The 24563-nt window shown below is 25.5% G+C and carries 20 protein-coding genes; 18 read left to right on the top strand and 2 right to left on the bottom strand.

The genetic code is table 4. The features are described from left to right. The first annotated feature begins 36 nt into the window (after nt 1–36). The 3 genes from H9M94_RS01620 to H9M94_RS01630 are packed head-to-tail and all read left to right on the top strand — an operon-like array spanning nt 37 to nt 3231. Entirely contained in the window at nt 37–1089 is a 1053-nt protein-coding gene (locus H9M94_RS01620) for a ComEC/Rec2 family competence protein (RefSeq protein ID WP_187469237.1), read from the top strand. Further along, entirely contained in the window at nt 1080–2027 is a 948-nt protein-coding gene (gene holA, locus H9M94_RS01625) for a DNA polymerase III subunit delta (protein WP_187469238.1), read from the top strand. The genes H9M94_RS01620 and holA overlap by 10 nt, the downstream gene beginning before the upstream one ends. Then, nucleotides 1975–3231 carry a hypothetical protein gene (locus H9M94_RS01630; protein WP_187469239.1) on the top strand — a complete coding sequence of 419 codons (1257 nt, stop codon included), beginning with the start codon at nt 1975–1977 and terminating at the stop codon, nt 3229–3231. Before holA ends, H9M94_RS01630 begins: the two co-directional genes overlap by 53 nt. Here the strand turns inward: H9M94_RS01630 and H9M94_RS01635 are convergent. After that, nucleotides 3209–4168: a nucleotidyltransferase gene (locus H9M94_RS01635; protein ID WP_187469240.1), complete on the bottom strand. Its 960-nt coding sequence runs from the start codon at nt 4166–4168 to the stop codon at nt 3209–3211. The genes H9M94_RS01630 and H9M94_RS01635 overlap by 23 nt on opposite strands. Before the next feature lie 184 nt (nt 4169–4352). Between H9M94_RS01635 and rpmF the strand changes: the two genes are divergently transcribed. From rpmF to H9M94_RS01700, 13 genes are all read left to right on the top strand, one after another. Beyond that, complete coding sequence (gene rpmF / locus H9M94_RS01640) at nt 4353–4553, top strand: 50S ribosomal protein L32 (RefSeq protein ID WP_187469241.1); 201 nt, start codon at nt 4353–4355, stop codon at nt 4551–4553. A 103-nt stretch (nt 4554–4656) separates the two neighbouring features. Next, nucleotides 4657–5259, top strand: a complete 603-nt coding sequence (gene ruvA / locus H9M94_RS01645) for a Holliday junction branch migration protein RuvA (RefSeq protein WP_187469242.1) — start codon at nt 4657–4659, stop codon at nt 5257–5259. Next, a complete protein-coding gene (gene ruvB, locus H9M94_RS01650; RefSeq protein ID WP_187469243.1) occupies nt 5231–6187 on the top strand; it encodes a Holliday junction branch migration DNA helicase RuvB in 957 nt (318 codons plus the stop codon). The genes ruvA and ruvB overlap by 29 nt, the downstream gene beginning before the upstream one ends. A gap of 227 nt (nt 6188–6414) precedes the next feature. Next, nucleotides 6415–7308 carry a hypothetical protein gene (locus H9M94_RS01655; RefSeq protein WP_187469244.1) on the top strand — a complete coding sequence of 298 codons (894 nt, stop codon included), beginning with the start codon at nt 6415–6417 and terminating at the stop codon, nt 7306–7308. 32 nt (nt 7309–7340) lie between these two features. Next, a complete protein-coding gene (locus tag H9M94_RS01660) occupies nt 7341–7706 on the top strand; it encodes a hypothetical protein (RefSeq protein WP_187469245.1) in 366 nt (121 codons plus the stop codon). Between the two features lie 36 nt (nt 7707–7742). Then, on the top strand, nt 7743–9002 hold the full coding sequence (locus H9M94_RS01665; RefSeq protein WP_187469246.1) for an Mbov_0396 family ICE element transmembrane protein: 1260 nt from the start codon (nt 7743–7745) through the stop codon (nt 9000–9002). Continuing rightward, nucleotides 9003–11837, top strand: a complete 2835-nt coding sequence (locus H9M94_RS01670) for an Mbov_0397 family ICE element conjugal transfer ATPase (RefSeq protein ID WP_187469247.1) — start codon at nt 9003–9005, stop codon at nt 11835–11837. A gap of 25 nt (nt 11838–11862) precedes the next feature. Beyond that, nucleotides 11863–12504 (top strand): hypothetical protein, encoded by a 642-nt coding sequence (locus H9M94_RS01675; RefSeq protein ID WP_187469248.1) that lies wholly within the window; start codon nt 11863–11865, stop codon nt 12502–12504. 21 nt (nt 12505–12525) lie between these two features. After that, nucleotides 12526–13122, top strand: coding sequence for a hypothetical protein (locus tag H9M94_RS01680; RefSeq protein WP_187469249.1), 597 nt, complete (start codon nt 12526–12528; stop codon nt 13120–13122). Next, a complete protein-coding gene (locus H9M94_RS01685) occupies nt 13104–13712 on the top strand; it encodes a hypothetical protein (protein ID WP_187469250.1) in 609 nt (202 codons plus the stop codon). Before H9M94_RS01680 ends, H9M94_RS01685 begins: the two co-directional genes overlap by 19 nt. A gap of 78 nt (nt 13713–13790) precedes the next feature. Further along, the gene (locus H9M94_RS01690) at nt 13791–19133 is read left to right on the top strand and encodes a hypothetical protein (protein ID WP_187469251.1); all 5343 of its coding nucleotides are present in this window, start codon (nt 13791–13793) and stop codon (nt 19131–19133) included. Then, complete coding sequence (locus H9M94_RS01695) at nt 19133–19477, top strand: hypothetical protein (protein WP_187469252.1); 345 nt, start codon at nt 19133–19135, stop codon at nt 19475–19477. Before H9M94_RS01690 ends, H9M94_RS01695 begins: the two co-directional genes overlap by 1 nt. 9 nt (nt 19478–19486) lie before the next feature. Beyond that, nucleotides 19487–19960: a hypothetical protein gene (locus H9M94_RS01700; protein WP_187469253.1), complete on the top strand. Its 474-nt coding sequence runs from the start codon at nt 19487–19489 to the stop codon at nt 19958–19960. A gap of 654 nt (nt 19961–20614) precedes the next feature. Here the strand turns inward: H9M94_RS01700 and H9M94_RS01705 are convergent. After that, entirely contained in the window at nt 20615–20770 is a 156-nt protein-coding gene (locus tag H9M94_RS01705) for a hypothetical protein (protein WP_187469254.1), read from the bottom strand. Nucleotides 20771–20962: 192 nt separating this feature from the next. Between H9M94_RS01705 and H9M94_RS01710 the strand changes: the two genes are divergently transcribed. Beyond that, the gene (locus tag H9M94_RS01710; RefSeq protein WP_187469255.1) at nt 20963–22861 is read left to right on the top strand and encodes a hypothetical protein; all 1899 of its coding nucleotides are present in this window, start codon (nt 20963–20965) and stop codon (nt 22859–22861) included. A gap of 121 nt (nt 22862–22982) precedes the next feature. Continuing rightward, on the top strand, nt 22983–24206 hold the full coding sequence (locus H9M94_RS01715; RefSeq protein ID WP_187469256.1) for an Mbov_0401 family ICE element transposase-like protein: 1224 nt from the start codon (nt 22983–22985) through the stop codon (nt 24204–24206). The last annotated feature ends 357 nt before the right edge of the window (nt 24207–24563 follow it).

The raw sequence follows: 24563 nt of genomic DNA on the forward strand, positions 1-24563 counted from the left end.
AAGACAAAGATAAATTCACATTTTCAAATTGTCGGTATGAATGATAAAACCATTGTTGCTGAAGACTGATTACTAAGAAAAGTAACAATACACCGAAAGAATATAAATTTCAATCCTGTATTTTTCCAATGAATCAATCTCAAAGGAATATTATCAAGATCAACTGGTTTTGATGAAGGTTCATATTTAGTCAATTTACCCTATTTTGTCAATTCACCAAATGTAACGGTTAGTTCAATAAGTAATTATGATTTAAGAGTTTTATTTTTCTCACATTATTGAAATAAAACTCCAGAATATCACAAACTTGTAATTCCTTTAATTTTTGGTTTTGCAGAAAATAGTAGTAATGCTCTTGCTATGAAATTATCAGAAATGGGTGTTGTTCATCTAATCGTTGTTAGTTCATTACACTTTATGACTATTTTTACCATTATATACATGTTGTTTTCTAAAATTGATAAACGTTGTTTCCTTGTTTTTATATTTATTACAATTTACTTTTTATTCACTAAAAAAGGAATATCAGTAATTAGGAGTTATTTCATGCTGACATTATTACTTTTTCCAAAAATGATAAATAAACCAATCAAAATAAATTTTCAAATGTGATTGTTTATCTTTGGAGTGGTTTACTTGTGCGCTTTTCCATATGCTTTTATGTCACTGGGTTTTTGAATTTCAGTTGTTTTATCCTTTATTACAAAAAAATACTTCTCAGGGACACCTGATAAAAAACCAAAGATTCAAATATTTAAGGATTACCTCTTTATTTGATTTATCACAAGTTCTTTAATTTATATTTTGAAGCAACAAATAAGTTTATTATCTTTATTATTCAATATTGTTTTTATCCCTTATTTTGAGGTACTAATTGTATTAATGTTGCTATTCTTTCCTTTCGTAGAAATAAACAATCTCTTAACAAATTTAACAATACATATTATTGATTTCGCATATAATGGAAACATTTTATTGATGTTCGATGTCAAAATATTTTCGGTAATTTTAGGTTTATTTTCATACAGATGAATCATTAGTATTTATAAGAAAAAAACCAATTATTGTATAATTAAATTATGAAATTAATATACGGTGATGAACAATACTTTATCAAAGCAGAACTAGATAAAATTAAAGAACATTTTGATGATGAAAATGTCTATGTAATAGACGCAGAAGCAAAATATGAAGAATTAGAGCAATTACTTTTAGAACAAAGTTTATTTGCTAAAACAAAATTAATTATCATCAATAATTTACCTTTCTTAGTTCAAGAAAAACAAAACAAGAATAATAAAGCAAAATATAGCAACTTTTTAGAGATTTTGCAAAGTAATCAAATCAATGAAATTGTCTTTGTGGTAAATAAAACTACACTTCCTAAAAATGATGTTTCAGACTTTATTGTTAAGAATTCAGAGATTGTTGAAGTGCAAAAAATCTCTAAAAAAGATATGGTTAGTTTTGTTTCAGATAGACTTAATAAATCACAAGTAAGTCATAACTATAACGAATTAATCTATCTATTAGATAAATTGCCCGATAATCTAGAAATAATTATGAATGAATTAGATAAGTTATCTATCTTAAAACAACCATTGACTATTGATTTGATCGACACTTTTATTACATCTTGTCCCGCTGATGATCCTTTTTCATTTTCAAATGCGATATCAAAAAACGATTTCACTTTAATATATAAAAAGTATTTAGAAAAAAAACTCAGTGGTTTTGATGCTTTAAGTTTAATTCACCAAATATCATCAACATTTTGTTTAGTTAATCAAATATATTGATATAAACAATTAGGTTTAACCTACACAAAAATTGCTCAAATGTTAAATATGAATGAAAAACGTATTAAAGTTCATGTTTGAATTTTAGACAAATATGGCTATGGTAGAGTTAAAAAAATAATCCAAAATCTTGCTAAAGCAGATAAAGAATGTAAAAGTTTAGGAGTTGACAATTATGATATTTTCGAGACGTTCTTGGTCACAAACTTCGCCAGAGATAAAGAATAATTATATTTTTATCGATGAAAAAATAATTTCTGACACAAACCTAAATAACACAATTAAATATTACGAATCAATTTTAAAAAACCTTTATCAAATTAAAGACTTTGGATACCAAATTTATATTGTTCTTCCTGATTTATATCACTTATACAACTATAATTTACTATTAAATGATCAAACAGATGAAACATTAGCTAGAAAGAGAATTTCTAATTTAGGTTTTTTTGCCAAAAAAGCCAACAAGCTAGGTGCTTCAATAATAACAACATTAAATTTTAATAACATTTCTTCTTTATCACAACTTCTTAGACATGAAAATGAAACAAATTCTAATGAAGAGAATTATCACGAAACCGATAAACAGATAACTTATAACGACTTACTTTATACACAAAATGTTATTTTATTTCCCGATGACAACGGAGATAACGCTTTATTAGAGGATTTGAAAGCTCTAGAATCATTCTTTCAAAAAGAATTAAATTCAACAGGTATTTTTATCGAAGCATTATCATCGTATTTATCTAATGAACAAAATATGATTAATGATGAAAAAATTAAGTTTTTAAAAGAAACATTAAACTCATTTAAAGAACAAAAAGGGTTTGAAATTAAGTTTTACGAAACTAACGAAAGATACTTGCCTATAATTAAAAAAATAATTTCACCTGATAAAGTATTTGTAAAATTTTGAATCGATAAGCAATTTAAAAAAATAACAAAAAAGGTTGTCGACTTATCTTCTCAAAATTACAATGTAGTTGTTGATACAAATATTTTTATTAAAAAAGATACTAATACAAAGTTATTTAAACTAACTCAATTTAAAAACTTAATGGATCATTTATCTTTTGAAACTACAGCATTGTCATTTAAGTATTGTTTTTCAAATGAAACACACCATTTTACCGATGTTGAATATGCTGATTTATTTAACAATTATATTCATGGAATTATGTACAGAAGAAATGGTTTAATAAAACTTTCAAGCCTTGATTTAAGCAAAATTAAAAAACACAAAATTAAGTTATTTAATAATGTTGAGATAATAAAATTCAATTATGAAGCACAACAATACATTATGCTTTTTAACAATTCAAACAGAGTGAAGAAAAATTATATTATCAATAAAATAAACAAAAAAAATGATCTCAACATTGATGATCATTTAATGCCATATCAATCTATTTTCAAGAAAGTCGCTTAGACTTTTCTTTTTTATTCTTGGTAAGAATACTTAAATATGCACGTTTTATTCGACTAGATGTGTAACGTCTACTTGTACAATTTTGGATAAAATCTTCATAATTTTCAGACAACATAACTTGTTTTTTAAATAAGTTTTCCATACCTTCATCAACCATTTTATATCTAGCAATTTTATCTGAAGTTGATTTAAGTATAAATTTTTTAAATTTTGGGTAAGTGTTAGCAATATCATTTTTATCACTATACTCTAGTTTCATTGGTGTATATTTAGAAACATCTTCATTATTTTTAACCATATTTCTAATTTTTGTTGCACTGGCAAAGTTGTTTTCAGTTTCTTGTGAGTGAAATGGAATTGTTCTTTGTATTGAAACTGGAATGATATCTAATTCATTATTTACAATTGTTTTCACATACTCTAAACCTAAAATATCATTTGGAAGCGAAATATCTTCACCGAGTAAATCCTGTAATGCAAGATTAGTTGCTCTCGGAAAACTGTTAGCACCTTTTTTAAGATATTGTTTAACTAATTTATTATATTCACTTGGATTGTTTTTAATTGTTTGAGCAATTTTAATAAATAAATCCACATTATTAGTTTCAGAACCAAAAACAAGGTGTGTTATTTTATGTTTATTTAATTCAATTACACCATGATTTGCAAAAATATGAGCTGCTTGTGTAGCTATTTTATCATCTAGTTTAATAACCTTTGACACACCATATTTTTTAGCTATTCTTTTTCTTTCTTTAAACGTCGTAATATGTTTTTCACCACGCTGTGTGTAGTTATTGGTTAAAGCAACGATAATATATGGATTATTAAAATTCTCTTTAATTCAATTTAATTGATATATATGTCCATTATGGAATGGATTATATTCGGCAATAATGCCGATAATATTCTTTGTTTTTTGATTTTCTTTTTTCATAAATTACAATATAATACTAACATTAATTAATAGAATGTGTTTAAAATAAATTTTAATTCAATTTTCTAAATAGTTAATTTTTGAGAATTATGTTTTTTGTATTATAATTTATAAGCATTATAATATTTATAAAAACGCGTTTAAAATAAAAATATATAACATTCAGAAAGTAAAGGGGTAGATTATGGCTATTGTTCCAAAACGTAAAACGTCTAAACAACGTAAACACAAAAGAAACACACACGCTGCTTTAGATATGCCTAACCTTGTTTCATGTTCAAATTGCAGTAATAAAATTGAACAACACGTTGCATGTAGATTCTGTGGTTTCTACAAAGGCAAAAAAGTTCAAGGCTTTAAAGCATTACAAGACCAAAACAAATAATTTAAGTTATTACAATCAGTATTTACTGGTTGTATTTTTTATGCCTTTTGTTTATTTTTAGTTCACTCACATCAAAAATGTATTTATTAGATGGAGGAATAAAATGAAAATTTACATAATAGGTGAAATAGTATATAAAAACAAAAATAACATTATCCTCGAATCGAAAGGCGAGGGTTATTGATTAACTGTTGCTGACGATTGAAGATATCAAGTAAATCAAAAAGCTAAAATCTTTATTTATGAACATCAAACTGATTATCAAAAAAATACATATGGTTTTAAAGATTTTAAAGAAAGATTACTTTTCATTGATTTAGTATCGATTGAAAAAATAGGTCCAAGAATAGCTATGAATATTCTTAATAAAGGTTGAGAATACATTGCAAGATTAATTGCAACAAATAATACAACTGAATTATCAACAATTCCGTTTGTAACTGAAAAAGTCGCAAACATAATTTGTGTACAGTTGAATACTAAATGATCAAAAATTTTAACAAACTCAGACAATAAAAAAGCTGAAACAGCACAAATCAGAGATGAAGTTGCTAAAACATTGCAAACTCTTGGATTTAAAAAGGCACAAATTGACTATGCCTTAAAACAAATTAAATATACAAATAACATGGACGAGATGATTGAAAATAGTATTCAATTAATCGCAGCACAACAAAATGAACAACAAAGATCTACGGCCAACTAGTTTTAAAGATTTCATTGGTCAAACAAAGTTAACTAAAACATTGCAAATAATGATTGAAAGTGCTAAAAATCAAAATAAGGTACTTGATCACATTTTGTTTTACGGTATGCCGGGTATGGGTAAAACAACTTTAGCAACCGTGATAGCAAACAGTTTAGACACTAGAATTCACTACGTACAAGGTTCAAACATCGAAAAGAAGGCAGATCTAATAAGCATTTTATCTGTAATAAACGAAAATGATATTGTATTTATAGATGAAATTCATAGTGTAAACAAAAATGTAGTTGAGTTTCTTTATAGTGCAATGGAAGATTTTGTTTTCGACTTAATCATAGGTGTAGATGGCAATGCGCGTGCTATGAGAATGAAATTAAAACCATTCACATTAATTGGAGCTACAACTAAATTAAGTGAAATATCACAACCATTAATTGATAGATTTGGATACGTTGCAAGGCTAGTTAATTATACTAATGAAGACATTTTTAAAATCCTTAAAATAAGTGCTAAAAAAATGAATTTAGAAATTGAGGATGAATTATTAAAATACATTGCATCATATTCTAGATCAACTCCCAGATTATCGAATCATTTACTAAACAGAGTTAATGACTTTGCCATCGCAAATAAGACTTTTATATCTAAACCATTGATAAAAAAGACTTTTAAATATTTAGATTTATATCAATTTGGTTTAACAAAAGATCACATTGAATATTTACAAGTTCTAAAAGAAGGTTTTGAAGAAAAATGCGTATCACTTGATGTTATTTGCGGCTTACTTTTACACACAAAAGAAAGCATAGTTAATGAAATCGAACCACCGTTATTACTATTAAAATTGATCGAAAAAACTTCGAGAGGAAGAAGAATTTCTTCCTTAGGAATTGATTACTTAATTAGACAAAAAATTAAAGATATTTAGGAGATAAAATGAAACCAGATTCCCACATATTTGATGGTTACAATTTTAAATTAGAATTTATTTTCTTAACTAAAAACTTAACCCCACTTTTTAAAAAATTTGTCACACAATATCTTGTTTATGATTGGAGGATAGAAAATTAAATAGGTTGATACCTATTTTTTATTTTTAGCACTTTTGCTTTTTTGGAAAAATAACAAAACAAAATGAATTAAAGGTGGTTAGTTATGCTTTACAGAATGTGAGATCAAGATAAATATTGTTCTAATTTCTTTATCTTCTACAAAAGACATAATTCAAAACCATCAGCTTATCATGCTTCAAAAATGAATGGTTTATTTCATAAAACTGTTATAGAACAAGATAAGAAACTGCAAACAATGAAAATTTCATCATTGATAGATGCAATTTCTCAAAATAAAAGTTATATTTGCTCTACTGGTACAACAACAAGATTTATCAATATTGATATTGATGAAAAAGCAAATAGAATTTTTTCAACTCTTTTGAAGTACAACAATAAATTTTTCACAAAAAGTGATTTAAACAACAAAAATGATAAAGAAATGTTGTTTTTAAGGTATTTTTTACCTACTTTTTACTATGAAACTAATTCATCAACTGATACAAAAGCAAGAATTAGATTAGTTTATGCATTAGATCAAAATGTAAGTAAAGAATTAGCAACAAAAATTGTTGAAAAATTAATAATTGTGATTGAAAGCATTTTTAATTCAAAAATTGATACAGCATCTAAAAACATTAAGCAAATATTCTATGGTACATTGAAAAATGTCTTTTCAAACAAGAATATTAGAGTGTATAGTGCAGAAAAGTTATTAGAAATTTTGAATTATGTATTCAAACTTTTAAATTTAAGTGAAAAACACAGAAATTCTAGTTTTGGAATTACATATGATTTCAATAATTCTTTTGTATCTAACAACTATGATGAAGCATTATGAATTTATGTTGCATTATCAAAGCACAATAAAGAACATTTATTGATAACAAAGAAAAAATGAATAAAGAAATTTGAAGATACAATGAATCGCAGACCATACTTTAAAGTAAAACATAATACAAAAGGTTATGAATTATTAAATACTTACAAGAAATAAATTTAAAACAAAACAATTAAAGGAGATAAAGAGTGGAAATAACAAAAATAACACAATTTTTTGCAGAAAATGTTTCAGCAAGTGCTTCTGCAGTAAATGATAATCTTGCTTCTTCTATTTCATCATCTGTTTCAGGTGGGTTTAAGTCCTTACTTTCTGCAATTACAATACCTGTAATTATTGCATTAGTGGTATTTATTCTTTCTGGTGCTGTTTTATTGGCTAAAAAATTTATGAGAATATCCAAAACAGATCCAGAAAATTATAAAATGGAAATCAAAAAACTTTATTGATATATTGGTGGAATAATGGCTCTTTTCTTTTCACTAATATTCTTTATAGTAATGCAATCTAACAATTGATCAATTTTAGCAGATTACACTCCAAAAGCATTGTAAGTAATTTAACAAAACATCTTATTTTAGGTATAAAAAGTGTTTGCCTGACTAATTAATTCCATTGGTTATGCGATTTTCTCAGGATTGTGATACATACTTGTATTTCTTCCTGGTTGAATTCTTCATATCATTTACACAACACTAGAATTTGTTGCTTTAAAACTACCAATTTACATTTTATTTGGTGGTTATGAAATAAACTTCTCAACTGGTTTCTTTATAAGGTTCTTTGGTATTGCACTGATATGTCTTTTCTTTGTAGTTGGTATAGTCTTTTATAGATTTATACAAGCAAGAAAAGATGTAGAAAACCAACAATTATTCAAAGAATCAATAAAGCGTGGGACATTATCATTTTTAATGGTAGTTGGAATACCAATATTAATGTGATTAATGATGATCTTTTTTGTAATTATTTATCAGTTAGTTAAAAATTCAATCTTTAACCAAGATACATCTCTATCACAATACATATTTAAAGTATTAGAACCAAAATGAACTGAAACATCAGAAGGACACAAAGCATGAATTCAAGTGCAAAATACATTTCAACCTTTAAGTTATAATGAATGATTTTACATAGATGGTAGTGGTATTTTACTTATCATCAAACTTGCAATTGCAATTTTTGCAATTGTAGTTGTGATCTTTGGACTTTTTATACGTGTTATCAAAGCAATTGCTTATGAATTTGTTTATTTCTTATGATTACCAGTTGCTATAACACAAGGGACTAATGATGCAGGAGAAACATTAAAGAAATGATTTGCTAAATTCACAGAGAGTGTATTAAGTATTTTCATTATATTAATTTGTCTTCTCTTATACATTATGTTGCTTCAAACTACTTTTGAACAAGTACCATCATTGATTGATGAGATTTTAGGTGATAATTCAACAGCACTTTCTGGTGAATGAACTACATCAATTTTATCAATTGCAATCATCTTAGGTATGACTTATGGAATTAATGGTATGATAACCAGATTAATGTATTTCTTTAATCTAGATCAGTTTGCTGAATCATCAATCAGACTAAGACGCAACAAGAACAAAACAGCAAATAACACAGCAAATACAAAAGAAACCAAAGCTGAAGCTAACAAAACAATTAGCTATGAAAAAAACACATTAAAAAGAAATAATGATTTAGGTGTAAGAGCAAAAACAAGTGCTAGAAATGCTAAAAACACTATGAGTAAGGAAAAAACAGCAGAACAAGCAATTAACAATGCTCTTAAACCTTGATTTATTAAGATATTTAACAAGTTGCAAGAAGGAGATAAGGTGAAATAGATGCTACAAGCAAAACCACTAAAAAGAAACCAATTCAAAATTTTTAGAAATATGTCTTGGTTTGATATGATTGTATTTCTGATTTTTGCTTTATCTGACTTTATAATTTGTTTCTTTGGTTTCCCACATTTAAACATTGCATATAGAGTATTAATTTCAGTAATGTTTATACCACTGATTATGTCGTTGTTTTTAACAGTTAAAGATACATCATATAAGGTTTATCAAATGCTTTGAATTTGAATTAAGTATGAATCATCTAAAAAGAAATTTAAAGATGATGAGATAAATGACTTAATGGTATTCACTGAAATAGATAATGATGGAGTTCTTGCTACAAACAAACTAAGCAAAAATAAAGAATTTTATGCTAGATTATTGAAATTGCATGGTAATTCCATTTTTAAATATGATAAATACAACCAAGAACAACTTTTAGAAGAGCTAACAAAAGGCATTAGTACTATCAAAACGCCAATTAACATCATTAAAATTAACAGTAAAAATGATTTTAAGGAAAATATATTCTATGCTGATGAAGCACTTAAAAAATTCAAAGACAAGAAATCACAAATTTATTTAAATGCTTTAAAAAGTGATTTAGAGTTGTTTGAAAACCAAAAATACCAAGTCTATTACATTTTAGTTTATGGTGAAAGTGAAACTGCATTAATTGAAAACACCCAAAATGTTAAAACTGCTTTTGAGAATGTTAATTTCTTAATTGAAGAACAAGATCAAATTCAAACATTGCTTTTTTATAGTAATTTCTATGATCTTGATAAATCACAACCAGAAATTGAATTAAAAACATTAAATGCAAGAACAGATAGAGTAAATATTAGAGAAATATTAGACATAAACTCTATTGAGTTTTCTTCAAATAACTTTAAGGTAAATGATAAATACCACTCTATGCAAGGAATAAAAGAATTTGATTATGAAGTAGATAATGGTTGACTTAATACTATTTATGATAGTGATTCAAATGTTTTTATCAGCATTAGTCCTTTATCACAAACTGTTGCAGAAAAACTTCTTGAAAGTTCCAACAGAAAAATTGGAGCACAAGCTTATGAAAGAACACAACACTTTTTAAGAGATAAGAAAAACCAGTATGAGTATGAAATTTTTAATCAATTGACTGAAAACATTGTTAAAAATCAAACAAAACCACTATTAGATGTTGGGGTTTATCTATTAAATACAGCATTAAAAGAAAATGATTTAAATGAAATTGAAAAAGTAAATGAATCAAATGCTAAAAAAGAAAACATTAAGTTGGGAAAATTTAATTTCGAACAGTTTAAATGTTGAAATCAATCACAAATTCCCCCAACAGATTTCTTAAACACCTCAATTCAAGCATTACCAGAATTAATTGCTTTTGGTTGACCTTGAAATTTAGAATTATTGAATGATCATAATAACTTTATTTTAGGAACCCAAAAGAATGATGGTTCCCCAGTATTCTTTGATCTATTCCATAGAGATGGGTACAGGAGAAATAGTAATGCAATTATTATTGGAACATCAGGTAGTGGTAAATCCACTTTCAGTATGAAACTTTTAAATTATATGCATTATGCAAAATCACAAATTATCATCATTGATCCACAAGATGAATATGTTGATTTATGTAAAAATGTTTCAGGTCAGTATATTGATATAAAAAATGACTCTAAAACAATTATTAATCCACTTGAAATCCAAATAAACAAAGTAAATAGTGATAATACCACTGTATTTAACATAATTGATAATCACATTGACTTTGTTTCAAAATGATTCCAAATTCTTTTTGAGAGCATTTCTAATACAGAGAAAATTCTAATCAAAACTGCTTTAAAAACTCTTTATATTAAATGAAATTTTTATCACCAAAAAACAATTAAAGATCTTAAAAGACAGAAAAATTGACCTATTATTGATGACTTTATTAAAGAACTGGAAAACACTCAATTCAACAATGAATTAGAGAAAGAAATTTACCAAAAACCATTAATTAAACTTGTTAAAGAGTTTAAATTCTTTTTCCAAGAACAAATTTCTAATAAAAACATCTTTAATAAACCATCAAACATCAATTTAGACAACAAGTTTATTGTATTTAATGTTAAAAAACTGCTAGCACAACAAAATCAAGGTTCAGCACAAGCACAAATTTATTTACTATTGAATATCATTAACACAAAAATTTATATGAACTCAATCAATAATTCAAAAAATAATACAATTCTTTTTATTGATGAAGCACACTTTGCTTTAAAAGATAACACACCAGTAATTAGAGAGTTTATTATTGATACAACCAAAACAATTCGTAAATATAATGGTTCTATTGTTTTAGCAACTCAAAATGTAAATGATATTTCACAAAATGCAGCAAAAATACTTGGAAATATTCAATATTCATTTTTCTTTAATTGTAAGCAACTTGATATTGATTCAATTAAAGCATTATATGAAACCAACCAAACTTTAACAGATCAAGATCTAAAATTCATTTCAAATGCTAAAACAGGTGAATGTTTAATGCTTTTAACTGAAAAGAAACACTACCAGATTAAAGCAAATTACAACAATTTAGAAAAAGACTTATTCTTTAAAGATTTCACAATTATAGAGAAATACACTAAGTCTCTTAAATTTGAAATAACAGCTTTATTTAAAAAGTTATCTGATTCAGAGTTGAAAGATGAATTATTAACAGAATACAACAAGGAAATAGCAATGTTTGAATCTAATTTATCTTTATATTCTAAAAATCAGGAATTTTTAAGTTTCCTAGTTGCATTTAAAGAAAACTTAATTAAAGTAATCAGAAACATTTAATTTAAATATTTTAAAAGGAGAATGAATGAATTCAGAAACATTTTTTTACAGTTTGAGATTACTAAATGGTGAAAGAGTGGAAAACTTACCTTATGATAAAAAAGTAGATCATATTTATTATCAAAACAAAATTAAAACAGGTGAATGATACTTTTCATTAGATAGAGAAACTAACTATTATCATTTAAAGAACAAAAATGGTGATTGAATTAAAACTGATCACTCACCTGATAGATCAGATTTTGAAATAAATAGATTTAAACTTTTAGAACACCTTTTAACAAAAGATACCAAATATTATGATAGTAGATATGGATACACAAGATCAGTTAAAAAAGAAACATTGCAGGTTGAAAAAGCATATCTAGCAAAAAGAATGTGTTTTATTGAAATGCAAGGAAAAATGCTTAATAATGGTGAATATGATGTTTATCAAATTAATCAAATATATCATTCAACATATGGAGAACCAAGAATTACAAAAATTAACAAAGAACAAGTCTCACATATTTATACGTATGATGATATAAAACTAGGTTATTACTTTATTAAAAAGGGAGTAAATAGTAATCCTTTTGCAAAAGAAGTAGTTGAAAAAGTTTTATCAGATGTTAAAGAACTTATAGAATTTGAAGATGATTTTGAAGACGAAAGTGAAACTGATTAAAAATCAGTTCAAGGAGTAAATGTGGAATTAGAAAAAGAATTAAAAGATGAACTAAAAACCTTTATAAAACATTTCAAAATAAATATGAATGAAAATGCTGTTTTTGAAGCAATAGAGAACAATATTGATACAAGTGATAGAAAATTATTACTCAATGTTTTAAGTTTCTTTAAAAGCAATTTTAAAGGTCATTCAAATGAAAATATTGCAAATTTATTATGACCTTCTATAAATAATCCTGAAAAGTTAAGAGAAATTTATCAAGAAATCTGAAAATATTCAATATTTTTGAAAAAACAAGATGATGATTGAAAACTTGCTTATTTAGAAAACAAAGCACAAGATATTTCAGAGAGAGTATTTACATTTGATGAATTACAAAGTTTAATAAATATTGATCTGAAAGAAAAAGGTTTAGAAAGTCAATATATTAACTTAGTTAGTGAAATTAAAGATCTTTCTACAAATGATTTTCTTTCAATTAATGATTCAATAAACAAAATTGAGATTATTAATTCAAAAAAATTAGATGAATTATTTAAAGAGAAACTTAATGAAATTACTGAAGATTACATTATTAGCATATTAGATAGAAAAAAATGAGTAAAACAAGTTTAAAAAAAGATACTGAAACATGAATTAAAAACCAGCAAATTCCATGTTGTAATCATAGAAAACATAATATTTATCAAACAATGAAGTATGCTAGAAAACATAATAAAGTTGTTTTTGATACTGTATATTGATTATTGAATACACAAAAAGTGAATTTAACACATAAAAATTTAGCAATAGTTTGTAAAACTTTATGTACGCCACTCAAAAAACTTAAAAAAGTGAGAATAGTCAATTTTTACAATAAATTATTCCATAGCACAACTAGCAAATATATTGTATTCACAAAACCAGAGTATAAAGAAACTATCTGAAACTTAATTGATAAAGATATCAAAAGAAAAGGTAAAAGTTCTGAGTTATTAGAATATAAAAACACATTATTCAAAGAATACACAGATGAAATACTTAAAAATAACTATTTAGCAGTTTGTGTAATTACTGATGGTATTGATGAAGCAATTTATACACTCTTTGAAAATTTTGATGAAATCAAAAACTCACTTAGATTTGCTATTGAAAAGGATTTATTAGATTGCTGATATAGAGAATTTAAGGATAATCCTAAAAATATCCAAGGAAAGCGTTTTTAAAAGGTAAGAAAATAAGAAACTATGCAAGTAGTTTTTTATTTAAAAATAAAAGAAATTTACTAATTTTAAGGAGTAAAAATGAAAAACAAAAAGTTAATTTTAACTTCATTATTACAAATTCCTATAATAACAGCTATCAGTACAATTTCATATGTTCCAACTGATACATTTAGTCCTAAAACACCTGATGATATAGAATTTACAAAAGATTTTACTTATGATAGTTTGTTAAAAATGTTTCATGATGCTTTTCCTGAAAATGTTATTTTAGGACCAAGAGAAAATGAATATAAGTTAATTAATGAAAATCATATTTCAACTGAAAACACAGATGCTACACCATACATTAATACAAGTAATGAGATTGACTTTGTAAATCCAAGGTATTTTGATTTAGATGAAGAAAGAGACAAAATATATTCATTATTGAATGATAATGCAGAAGTATTATCTTTTGATAGTTTTTGACTTAATTTCAAAGGAAACTTAAAGTTTTATGATGTTTCCAACCAAGACATTTTCAATGTTGCTAATAATAAACTTAAAAAAGCATTAAATTTAAGTAATATTCCAGAATTATCTGAAAAAATAAGATCAGAACAAATCAGAGCAACAGCATTTAGTGTAAATTTCAATGAGACAAACAACAAATTCACTTCATCATATATACCAAAATACCTAACATATAGTTATAAACAAAATTCCGCAAATAATCAATGAAAGTTATTTTCAAAGCAAACAAACCCAGATTGAAGCAGAAATAATACACCAGAAAATGCAACAATTACCATTCAAAACAATGAGTTTTGACCTTCAATAAGACCTTTTTATCCATCAGGTGGATTAGTAATTACTTCTGATGGATCTGAAAATTTTAGTTTTCTACAAAATGATGAAGTACATGATTTAAAAGATGCTATGCTTAATAGTTTCTACAAATTAAACTTATACAATAATCTAAAAACAGCATACAGACATAAACAAAATCAATATTTAGTGCAATCTAATAATCCTATAACAATGAAGGTTGAAAGACCTTTACCTAATAGTTTATGAATTACACCTAGTGCAAGAGAAAGAAAACTTAGAAACCTAGAATTCACTACAACAATAAACTACATTGATGAAGCAGATATGAAAGAATATGCATTTAATCAATTCTTTAATGCAAGGGGACTTAATAAAATCAATAATGAATGATACTTTCAGGTAGATTATGATGCATTTGTTGATTATGTTTCTAATTTTGGTAAAAATGTTAATCAATTAAAAATATATGAAATTCTAAAAGAGACTTTTGGAACAGCAAATTTTGAATTCAAGTTCCAGAAGGAACCAGAAGTTATTGTTAAATACAATTATTACAATAATGAAAGTGGTGTAAGAGTTCATTTAGTACCTAATTACTCATACTATGATACCAATTGATGAGAAAGATTAACTATTAATGTACCAAAAATAGTGAATAATGAAACATCATTACAAAAGATATTTTCACTGAATGTTCTTGCTCCTAAAAGTGATGATCAAGTTTCAGGTGGTGAAAAACCATCAGATCAATATCAAATCTCACAGTTAGAACAACCATCAATAACATTTTTCTCACAAGCAGTTATAAACCTACCATTAAGTGTTAAAAGAAATGAAGAATTGCTTATCAATGATAAAGTAATACCAGTTTCATTAACAGGTTTTACATATAATGTTTTACCAAATGATAAGAAATTAAAGATACAAGTTAAGGTATATCATAGAGAAGAGAATGGTGAAATTAATAGAGATAATTTTAAAATTTACACCATTACTGAAGACTTGTTTAAATCAGCAAAAGTAAATACAGTTTTTGATGAGATTGAATTTAAATTGCATAGTTGAGATCCAGCAGTTAATTTAAATCAAGCACAAAAGATAAATCCATACATAATTGATGCTAATTTCAAGGAAATTCAAGATGTAGATGGTAATTTAATACCAAACCCTGATTATGACCCTAAAATTAATGCTAAAACAGGTACATACGAACAAATCTGGACTTTAAATAGTTCTTTTTACAAACACATTCAAGACCTAAATTTATGACCTACAATTACAAAATTAGAAGAAAACAAACTTTCAGAATACTTTGCAGAAGAAAGGAATTCCATCATAGCAAAAACAATCTTTGCTGATAATGGTTTAGTTCTCAATTTTGGAGAAGGTTTTGATAGAATTGATGGTTTTTACTTAGGGAATAATTTAAGTGAATTAAATGATAGTAAAATAAGGAATTCTAAATTTTCATTACCTAATGAAAGTGAAAAGATATTATATTTTACAAGTCCAAGAGCAAATGGTTGATATCTTTTAAGTGCAACACAAAAAACAGGACTAACTAAATATTATTTAATTTACCAAACAAACCAAAAATTCAAGCAAAGAGAACAGCAAAACATTCTAGATAAAGCATTTAATGAATTAAGAAATGCAAAATTAGTAAATAATTTAGCAAATTCAAAATTCCTTACTCCTTTTAGAGAATATACAAAAAATAAGTCATTAGATATTGAAAGTATGAGTTATTCAGACTTAGTAATTGAATATGAAAACTTCTTATTCTACAATAATGTAGTCTTTAATGTTAATTTTAAAGAGTTAAACACATCAGAATTATTAAGAGAATTCTTCTTTGATGAGTTGATTAAAAACAATAAGCTTATTTTAAGAGATCAGCCATTATTCAAGGAGCAAACAAATAGTGAATTACCAATAGATAATTGAAATTTATCTACTCCTTTAAGGAGTGTTTTAAGGAATTTAACACCTAATAACTTATCATCAAAACCAGAACTTAATGAATTTTTAGAATTATTTAAGCAATTTCTAGAAACAAAAATTCAAAACAACAAGGAAGTTAAGAATATTTATAGTTATTTTTCATCTGAACCTATTTCAAATGAAATATTAAAACCAGAAACTTTTGAATATTTAAATAATGTTAATGATAAAAATATTGAAGTAAGACAACCAAATGAAAGCATTTATACATATGACTTTTCATTCAAATATAATCTAGATCCAAACCAAACTGTTATTAGATTTAATATGAATAGAAATAATCATACTGTTGATTTAACACCATTCCTTTCAGCACTTGGTTATAAGGTTAAATGACCTATAAAAGTAGAAATTGATAAAGGTAAAATTAAAGAGTTTTTGGAAAACAAAACTTTTAATGATTGAAACAATGAAACTGGTTTGAAGGAAATTGTTGATTATATTAAAGAGAACATCTTAAACATAACAATTAATGGTGAAACATATCAACAAAATGCATTTGATACAACAGAAATACACCTTGGAACCAAGGACATTCAACTTAGAGATATTATTAATGCATTAAAACCAGAAATTAATTTAACAGCAAAGAGTATTTATATTTATCTTAATAATGAAATTGAAGTAGAAAATGAAAATATGGTGTTTTATCAATCTGATTCAAGAATTGATTTAGAACTACCAAACTTCTCAAACCCATTTGCATTTTTAAAAAGCATTAAGAACTTATCATATGATAATTTAACCAGAGATGAACTTGTTGCAAAATTGAATGATCCTGCATTGTTTAATAACTTTGTAATGAATACATATATTGATAACAAGTCATATAACTTTAACCTTAACTATTTAAGAGACTTTTACATACAAAATATCAATGATAATTTAAGTCTTTTAACAACTGATGAATACACAAAATATTTATCAGATGATGAAATAAAAGATGAAGGGGTTAAAACATTGCTTAAAAACCTTGTTTTAAGGCCTTTAAATGCAATAAACAGAGATGATATATTAATAGAACAACTTAAATATATCTTTGCTAATAAGAGCAAAATAAATGCTAATAGTAATAAAACCAATTTACCTAACTTTAATTTACCTAAACCTGAATTAATCAACCAATTCAAAACACCTGAATTCAAAGTTGAATATCAAGAAGCAATGAAAAATTATGAAGTATTAGAAAGAATTTTTAAGTACTGAGTACCAAAAGCAAGAAAGAGTTTCACTATTTCTAACCATAGAAAGACAATTTATGATGGAACATTATCAGAATTACTTTCTGATATGAAACCATTTAAGATTATTTTAAGTGATGAAAATAATTTATTTACCTGAGAAAAAATAAATGATTTCTTTCGTGCAAAAATAAGAGAATACAACAAAATTTCACTGCAACCAGATAAATTTAGGTTTTTAAATAATTCATTAGACAAATTTAAAGAGTGATTAGAATATGCTAAAAAACTTAAAAATAGTCATAGAAAGAAAATTTTATATTACTTATGAAGTTTTTTAGATCAACAAGCATTAAAAATAAGCAAAAATAAAGTTGAAAGCATAAAACTATTTTCACACTTTTTCCCAAATGCTACCATTGATAACATAATACAAGGTATTTATGATGGTTTAAAACTCACAAATAAATATCAGGGACAAGATAGAGAAACATTAAAAGAAGGTATTTTTAATAAGGAAACAAGTTTAAATGAAAGTTTCTACCTATTAAAAACATCAACCAACTTTGTTTCACCATTTAGATCAATAACTGGTACTTGTAATTTACCAATTTATGTTTTTAGTAATATTGATCCAGAAAGTTTAAATGATAACACATTTAAAACTGCACCAGATGATGATTTTACAGATGATTCTAGTACAACAAATACCAATGGTGATGATGAAGAAGATGAAGAAACAGCTAATGGAAATTCAGGAAAAAATGGTGATAGTGGAATAAATAATGGTGATGATAATCACTCAAACACCAATAATAATGACGCTGGAAACGGCAATGAAAATAACCAAAACCCCAATGATAAAGGGACAAAAGAAAAAAACAATGATGCGGAAACACCAAATGGTGGTGATAAAGACCCGATTCATTTAGCTAACAAAATTGACTTATCAAAATATAAGTTTAAAAATATTCAGTTTTTTATAAATAATGAATATTTAGATGATATTAAAGTTGAAATTGTTAAAGAAATTGTGAAAAATATTGTTGAAGTATTTAATTTTGATGAAAAAATAAAGTCAGAAATTATCAATCAAATTGAACTACCTAAATTTGATGATGAGTTTTTCAAAGTTATCATCAAAAAAGAGAAACATAAATTAATTAATGGTAAAGATTACTATGAAAATACCAAACTAATTAATTTTAGAGCAAAGAAAAACTCAACTATATTAACAGGTGGGAATAACTTTACAATAGATTTTTACACTAGCAAAGATTTTAATCCATTCAAAAAGCAGGAAGAAGCAGCAAAAGAAAGGATTATATGAATTTCATCTGTTGTACTTGGAATAATAATGCTATCAGGTGGAATAGCAACAGTATTTACACTAAATAAAAGACAAAGAAAGGTAAAGGTATTCTAATGAATAAATGAAAAAAACCTATGAGAATGAAATTCTTTTGGTTATGAATTGTAGGTGCAATTTTTATGATGTTTATACCATATTCAATCATTGACTTAGTTAATAGTTGATACCTATTTGATACAGCACAAATTGTTATTGTGATAAGTATTATTACAATTGCTACAATCTTTTCTTTTGTATCAATAATCTATTTATTCTTACAATTGAAAATAATCAAAAAGAAACGTAAATTAACAAAGAAATTAATTGCAATTCAAAAGGAAAATAACCCAGAAAATGCAAAAACAATTAAACAAATTGAAAATGAAATTGAAGTTTTAAATAAAACCTACTTTAAATAAAGGAAAAACATGAAAATATACTACAAAGGAACAGTATTTCCATCAAAACACAACAAAATTACAATGGATGTTAATAATGTTGGTTATGTAATTAATGTAATTAATTCAGAACATTTTATACCATGAGAGAAACAAAAAGTATATATTACTGAAATTCAAAAGGACATATATGGTTTCAGAACATTTAATGAAAACATAATGTTTCAGCAATTAACTCAACCAAAAGACATCTCACCATACAAAGCACTAACAATACTTAGAGATAATGATTTAATTGATTTATGCAAAGCAATAGTAAATGAAGACTATAATAAATTACTTGAATTAAAACTAAGTGAGATGACCTTAAATAGAATTTTTAGAACAATGAAAAAGACAGCATTATATGTTCTGGATTCATTAAGAGAAAAAACACCAATTCAAAATTTTGATGGAATAATTCAAGCAGAAACAGAAACCATTCAAAATGATGAAAAACTCTAAGAAATAGCATTAAAAATAAACTCACTACACATTTATGTAGTGAGTATTCTTTTATATATTTAAATTTATATCTTAATATATTATAAAAAATGATGAGTGTATATTGCTAACAACAGCACCCCATACTTGATGCAATGCAACCTTATTTTATTAATGTGTGGCGATGCTTGCAAACAGGTTGTTCCATTTAATTTTCATGTTTTAAAACACTACTAATTCACACATAAATATTGTATCATTATTTTTATATCTTGATTTATTAATTTCTGATATCATTTCCACAAAAACATCTCAGTTATATAAATTAAAAAGGTTTTTAAATTAAGGAATTATCAAATAAGACAAATGCAACATTAAAATGTTGTTTTTTTAATCTAAATTCAGTTTGTAATTTCCAAAATTTTATAAAAAAAATGATGGGTTATGGTTCACAATAACCCCCCCCACCTTAAAATATAGCAACCTTATTTTATTAATGTGTGGCGATGCTAGCAAGTATAATGTGCTACTTATTGATTTCTCAATCACACATAAGTATTGTAGCATAAAAGACATTTATTGTTTATATTAAAAATTCATAAAAAAAAGATGGATTATGCTTAGTGAAAAAGGATCCATCTTATATTAAATACTTAGTTAAATAATTATTTTAAATTACATTTTTGATAATCTTTGCATTAAATCAACAAATGCAGCATATTCTTCTGGTCTTTCTCTTTTTTCTCTTTCTAATCTTTCATCTAATTCTTCAGGTGTAGTTCAACCTGAATTAATAGTGATGATAATTTTGTTTTTCATCTTTGGTTTCATATTAACTTCTTTCTTATAAATAAATTTTATCTTTTTATAATTAATAACCAAAAAATATGGAAAACATAAAGTCAAAGCTTATGCAAAATGTAAAATGAAATCTATGTAATTTGTAAAGTGAATGATGTTTAAAATGTGGAAATTGAAACTGGAAAAACTCACAATTCCTTTGAATTTAATATAATTTATATTATGAAAAGAAATAAAAAATGATTAAAATTTATCAGTTTAGGAGCACCTGTTGTGCTTCTTCCATTGATATCAGTGTCTTGTGAAACACTTAATAAGTACTTTTTAAAATATAGAAAAGAACCAAAAGATAAACAAGACCCCAAATCACCTTCAACACCCCCAGAAACAAAAAAGGAGACACCTTCAACACCACCTGAACCAAATTCAAACACAACAAATCAGGTAAACCCAATTGATGTAATTAACAATTTCAATAGTATTTATACATCAGCAAATCAATTTGATGTAAATCCTCAAGCATTTCATGCTGCTGGTACATTTTTAGCACATATTATACCCGCTGAACCCCCAACACCACAAGAAACATGGAAGTTCATCTTAAAACATGCACCTACTATTTGATATTATTCAGGAATTAGCAAATATTATGATTACATATTACAAGCAGATAACTTACCAAATAGTGTTGAAACCATTCAAAAAAGATTACTTAAATTAAAATCAGGACAAAGTAGTTATGAAACTATAAACATTGAACCACCAAGAACTAGATTAGGTATAGAATGAGTTAATGCTAGAACATATGACTTAGACACAATTATTCAAGTATTTGGTGATTTCTATACATTTACTTCAGCTTATGCTTCAATGTATCATGGAATTGTTCCATTAGAACGTGATAGCAAAGAGACAGAAATCAAAAAAGATGTCTCAGATCGTGCTGCAAACTGACATAAATATAGAGATGCTGACTTAACAGAAGAAGAAGGAAGTTATAAAAGAATTTCATATTATGATATGTATAAAGTTTCAAGAAACTTCTATGAAAGACAAGATAGACACTTCATACAAGATAGAGTTAAAATAAGTCCAAGTGATAGTTCAAGAGAAAGAAGATTACTTTCACTTGATCCAGTTCCAGGAGTTGCACCTTCTGATTATCTTTATGTTAATAAATGATACAACTATAAATACCCTTATTCATCATTAACAAAAATAGATAACAGAAATTATATTGGTGTATTCCCACAGGAATATCAAACAGAAACAAAAGAATGATCTCCAATGCTATTTTACAATTCAACACTTGTTTTAGCACCATTTAAGGCCATTTTAAACTCAAATGTAATGAGTAAAGGTCTTACACTATTAAAACACTATGTAGACTTCAAAATAGTGCTCTCAATGCTTAAAAAAGACCAAACAAAAACCTTTATTGAGTTATTAGATGATCAAACAAACACAAAATTACAAGAATTCTATGCTAAAAACAATTATACAAGAGGTTTCAGATCGCTTTTATCAGCATTAATTGGAGCAGTTTCTAATGTAATTGACCCAACTATCTATTTAAACTACATTAATGAAGATGGTAAAAAATACTTCTTCTATGATGAATGACCTGATTCATATGAAATAGCATTACATGGTCGTAAAGACTACTTACAACCTTCAAATCAGCGTGCAATTTATACTTTTGGTATAAATCTATACAACAAGTTTTTAATGCCTTTAAATTACATTTTAAATGGTAAAGATGAATTTAAATTCATTAACTCTAAACTATATTCAACACAAGATGAAGCAGAAACTGCACTAGAATTTAAAACAGCATTATTTAATGAATTCTATAAACCAGTATTTGGAGCAATTGAAACACTACCGAAAGATGCAAATGATGATGCTAAATTAATGGTGGCAAGACAAAAAGTTAAAAACTTCCTTGAAAATTCTATTGTTAAAATTGTTTCAGCAGCACCAGATTCTAATGAAAATAACCATAAATATATTCAAAAAGATAAGAATTTACTTTTAATTTACAATATTACATCAAAAGATATTGAATCAAATCACTTCAACAGACTTTGATTAAAACCTGAAACAACAACAGGAGAATAACTTAATATCACATGCATAAGATTATTAATTCTTATGCATTTTTTAATCTTATTTATGTGAAAATAGTTTCACAAAATGTGGAACAGCACTTATTTTAAGGTTTATTTAGTAAAATTTGAATATGAATGAAAGAAATATAAAAGAAATAGAATACATTAACAAATTATCTTGTGATGAGATAACAGAATTATCTGAAAAGTTCAAAAACTCAGATGAAAGAAGGGAACAAAAACTAAATATTAACAAAAGAATAGTAAGAAAGATAATAGGACAAAATAACAATGTATATGAATTTGTAATTTATGAGTATTACTACTATATTAATGGTAAAAAGCACTTCAAGAGATATTATCCAGAAAAATATATACATCTATTTCATAGAACTTATGATACCAAACTAGTTATTGATAGTTTTTATCAATACTGTGGTTTAATCAGAAACAAATTTGTTAAGATCAGTTGAAATTTATGTAAATATTATGCAAACAAATATGACTTATTTAACCAAACAAGCAATATAGAGATAAAAAAACAATATGCAAATACAATTTATATCTCAATTGATGATTGTTATGGTAAAGCAAGGGGAAATAATAAGATCAGCAAAACAAATAGTAAGATCATAAAAATATTCTCTGATAAAAATGAAAGTCCAATTTATACATATGAAACATACACTTCACAAGACAAAGAGAAGCTTACAAACAAATCAAGAGCAGAATTAATAATGACTATTATTCAAAAGTACTATGTTATAGACACAAACACCAAATTATACCTTTTAAGTGATGGTGCAGTTTACTTCAAAAATTTAGCAAAATTATTGAATGCAGAACATATTTATGATCACTTTCACTTTATTAAACATTTCAATTTCATATTCAAAAAACCAATATTTATCATTAAGAATGATGTTAAAGAAAAACTCTTAATTGATAATCAACCAGTATGGAAATGATTGCAAAATTCAATTGAAAACAAAGATGAATTCATAGACAAATTGCTACAACTATTAACTTATGAATTTAACAATAAGAACACAAAAAATAACATAAAAGCATTCTTGAAATTCATAAATAACAATTGCAAAGACTTAAAATTCAATGTAAATAACATTACAGCACAGTCAGAATCATCTGTGAGTTTATTTAAATCATTATACAAAAAGAGATATTCAACATTTTCATTAAATACAATATTTAATTTAATCAATATCAATAAAAGTGATAAATGCAACTTCTTGAATTTTAAATCACTAGTTAATGAAATCAGGGAAACAGCAGAAATCACTTATGAACCAATTCTTTGAAATGAGATAAATTACAATCATTATTGAAATAATTAATTTGAATATTTAAGGAATTGTGGTATCACGCGTGCATTATGCGCGATAAATATATTTAGAATAAATATATTGCTCTTGTCTTTAATATCATCCCTGATTATTTCAAATTAGGGGGTTAGCAATAAATAGCAGGTATTGCTTTATATAACAGAGTATATTCAATTAGTCATAGTAAATGACGCACTAATGAATAGAATATATTCAATACAACATGTAGTACATGACGCATTAAAGAGTAAATAAGAAAATACACATCATTTATAATGATGTGTAGGTTTAATTACAACCTTTAATAAAGTATGTTCCACATTCTAGTTAATTTTGCATTTTTTGCAAACAGGTGCTAATTTTGATATA

The organism is Mycoplasma sp. Pen4, from assembly GCF_014352955.1.
Taxonomy (GTDB): Bacteria; Bacillota_I; Bacilli_A; order Mycoplasmatales; family Metamycoplasmataceae; genus Mycoplasmopsis.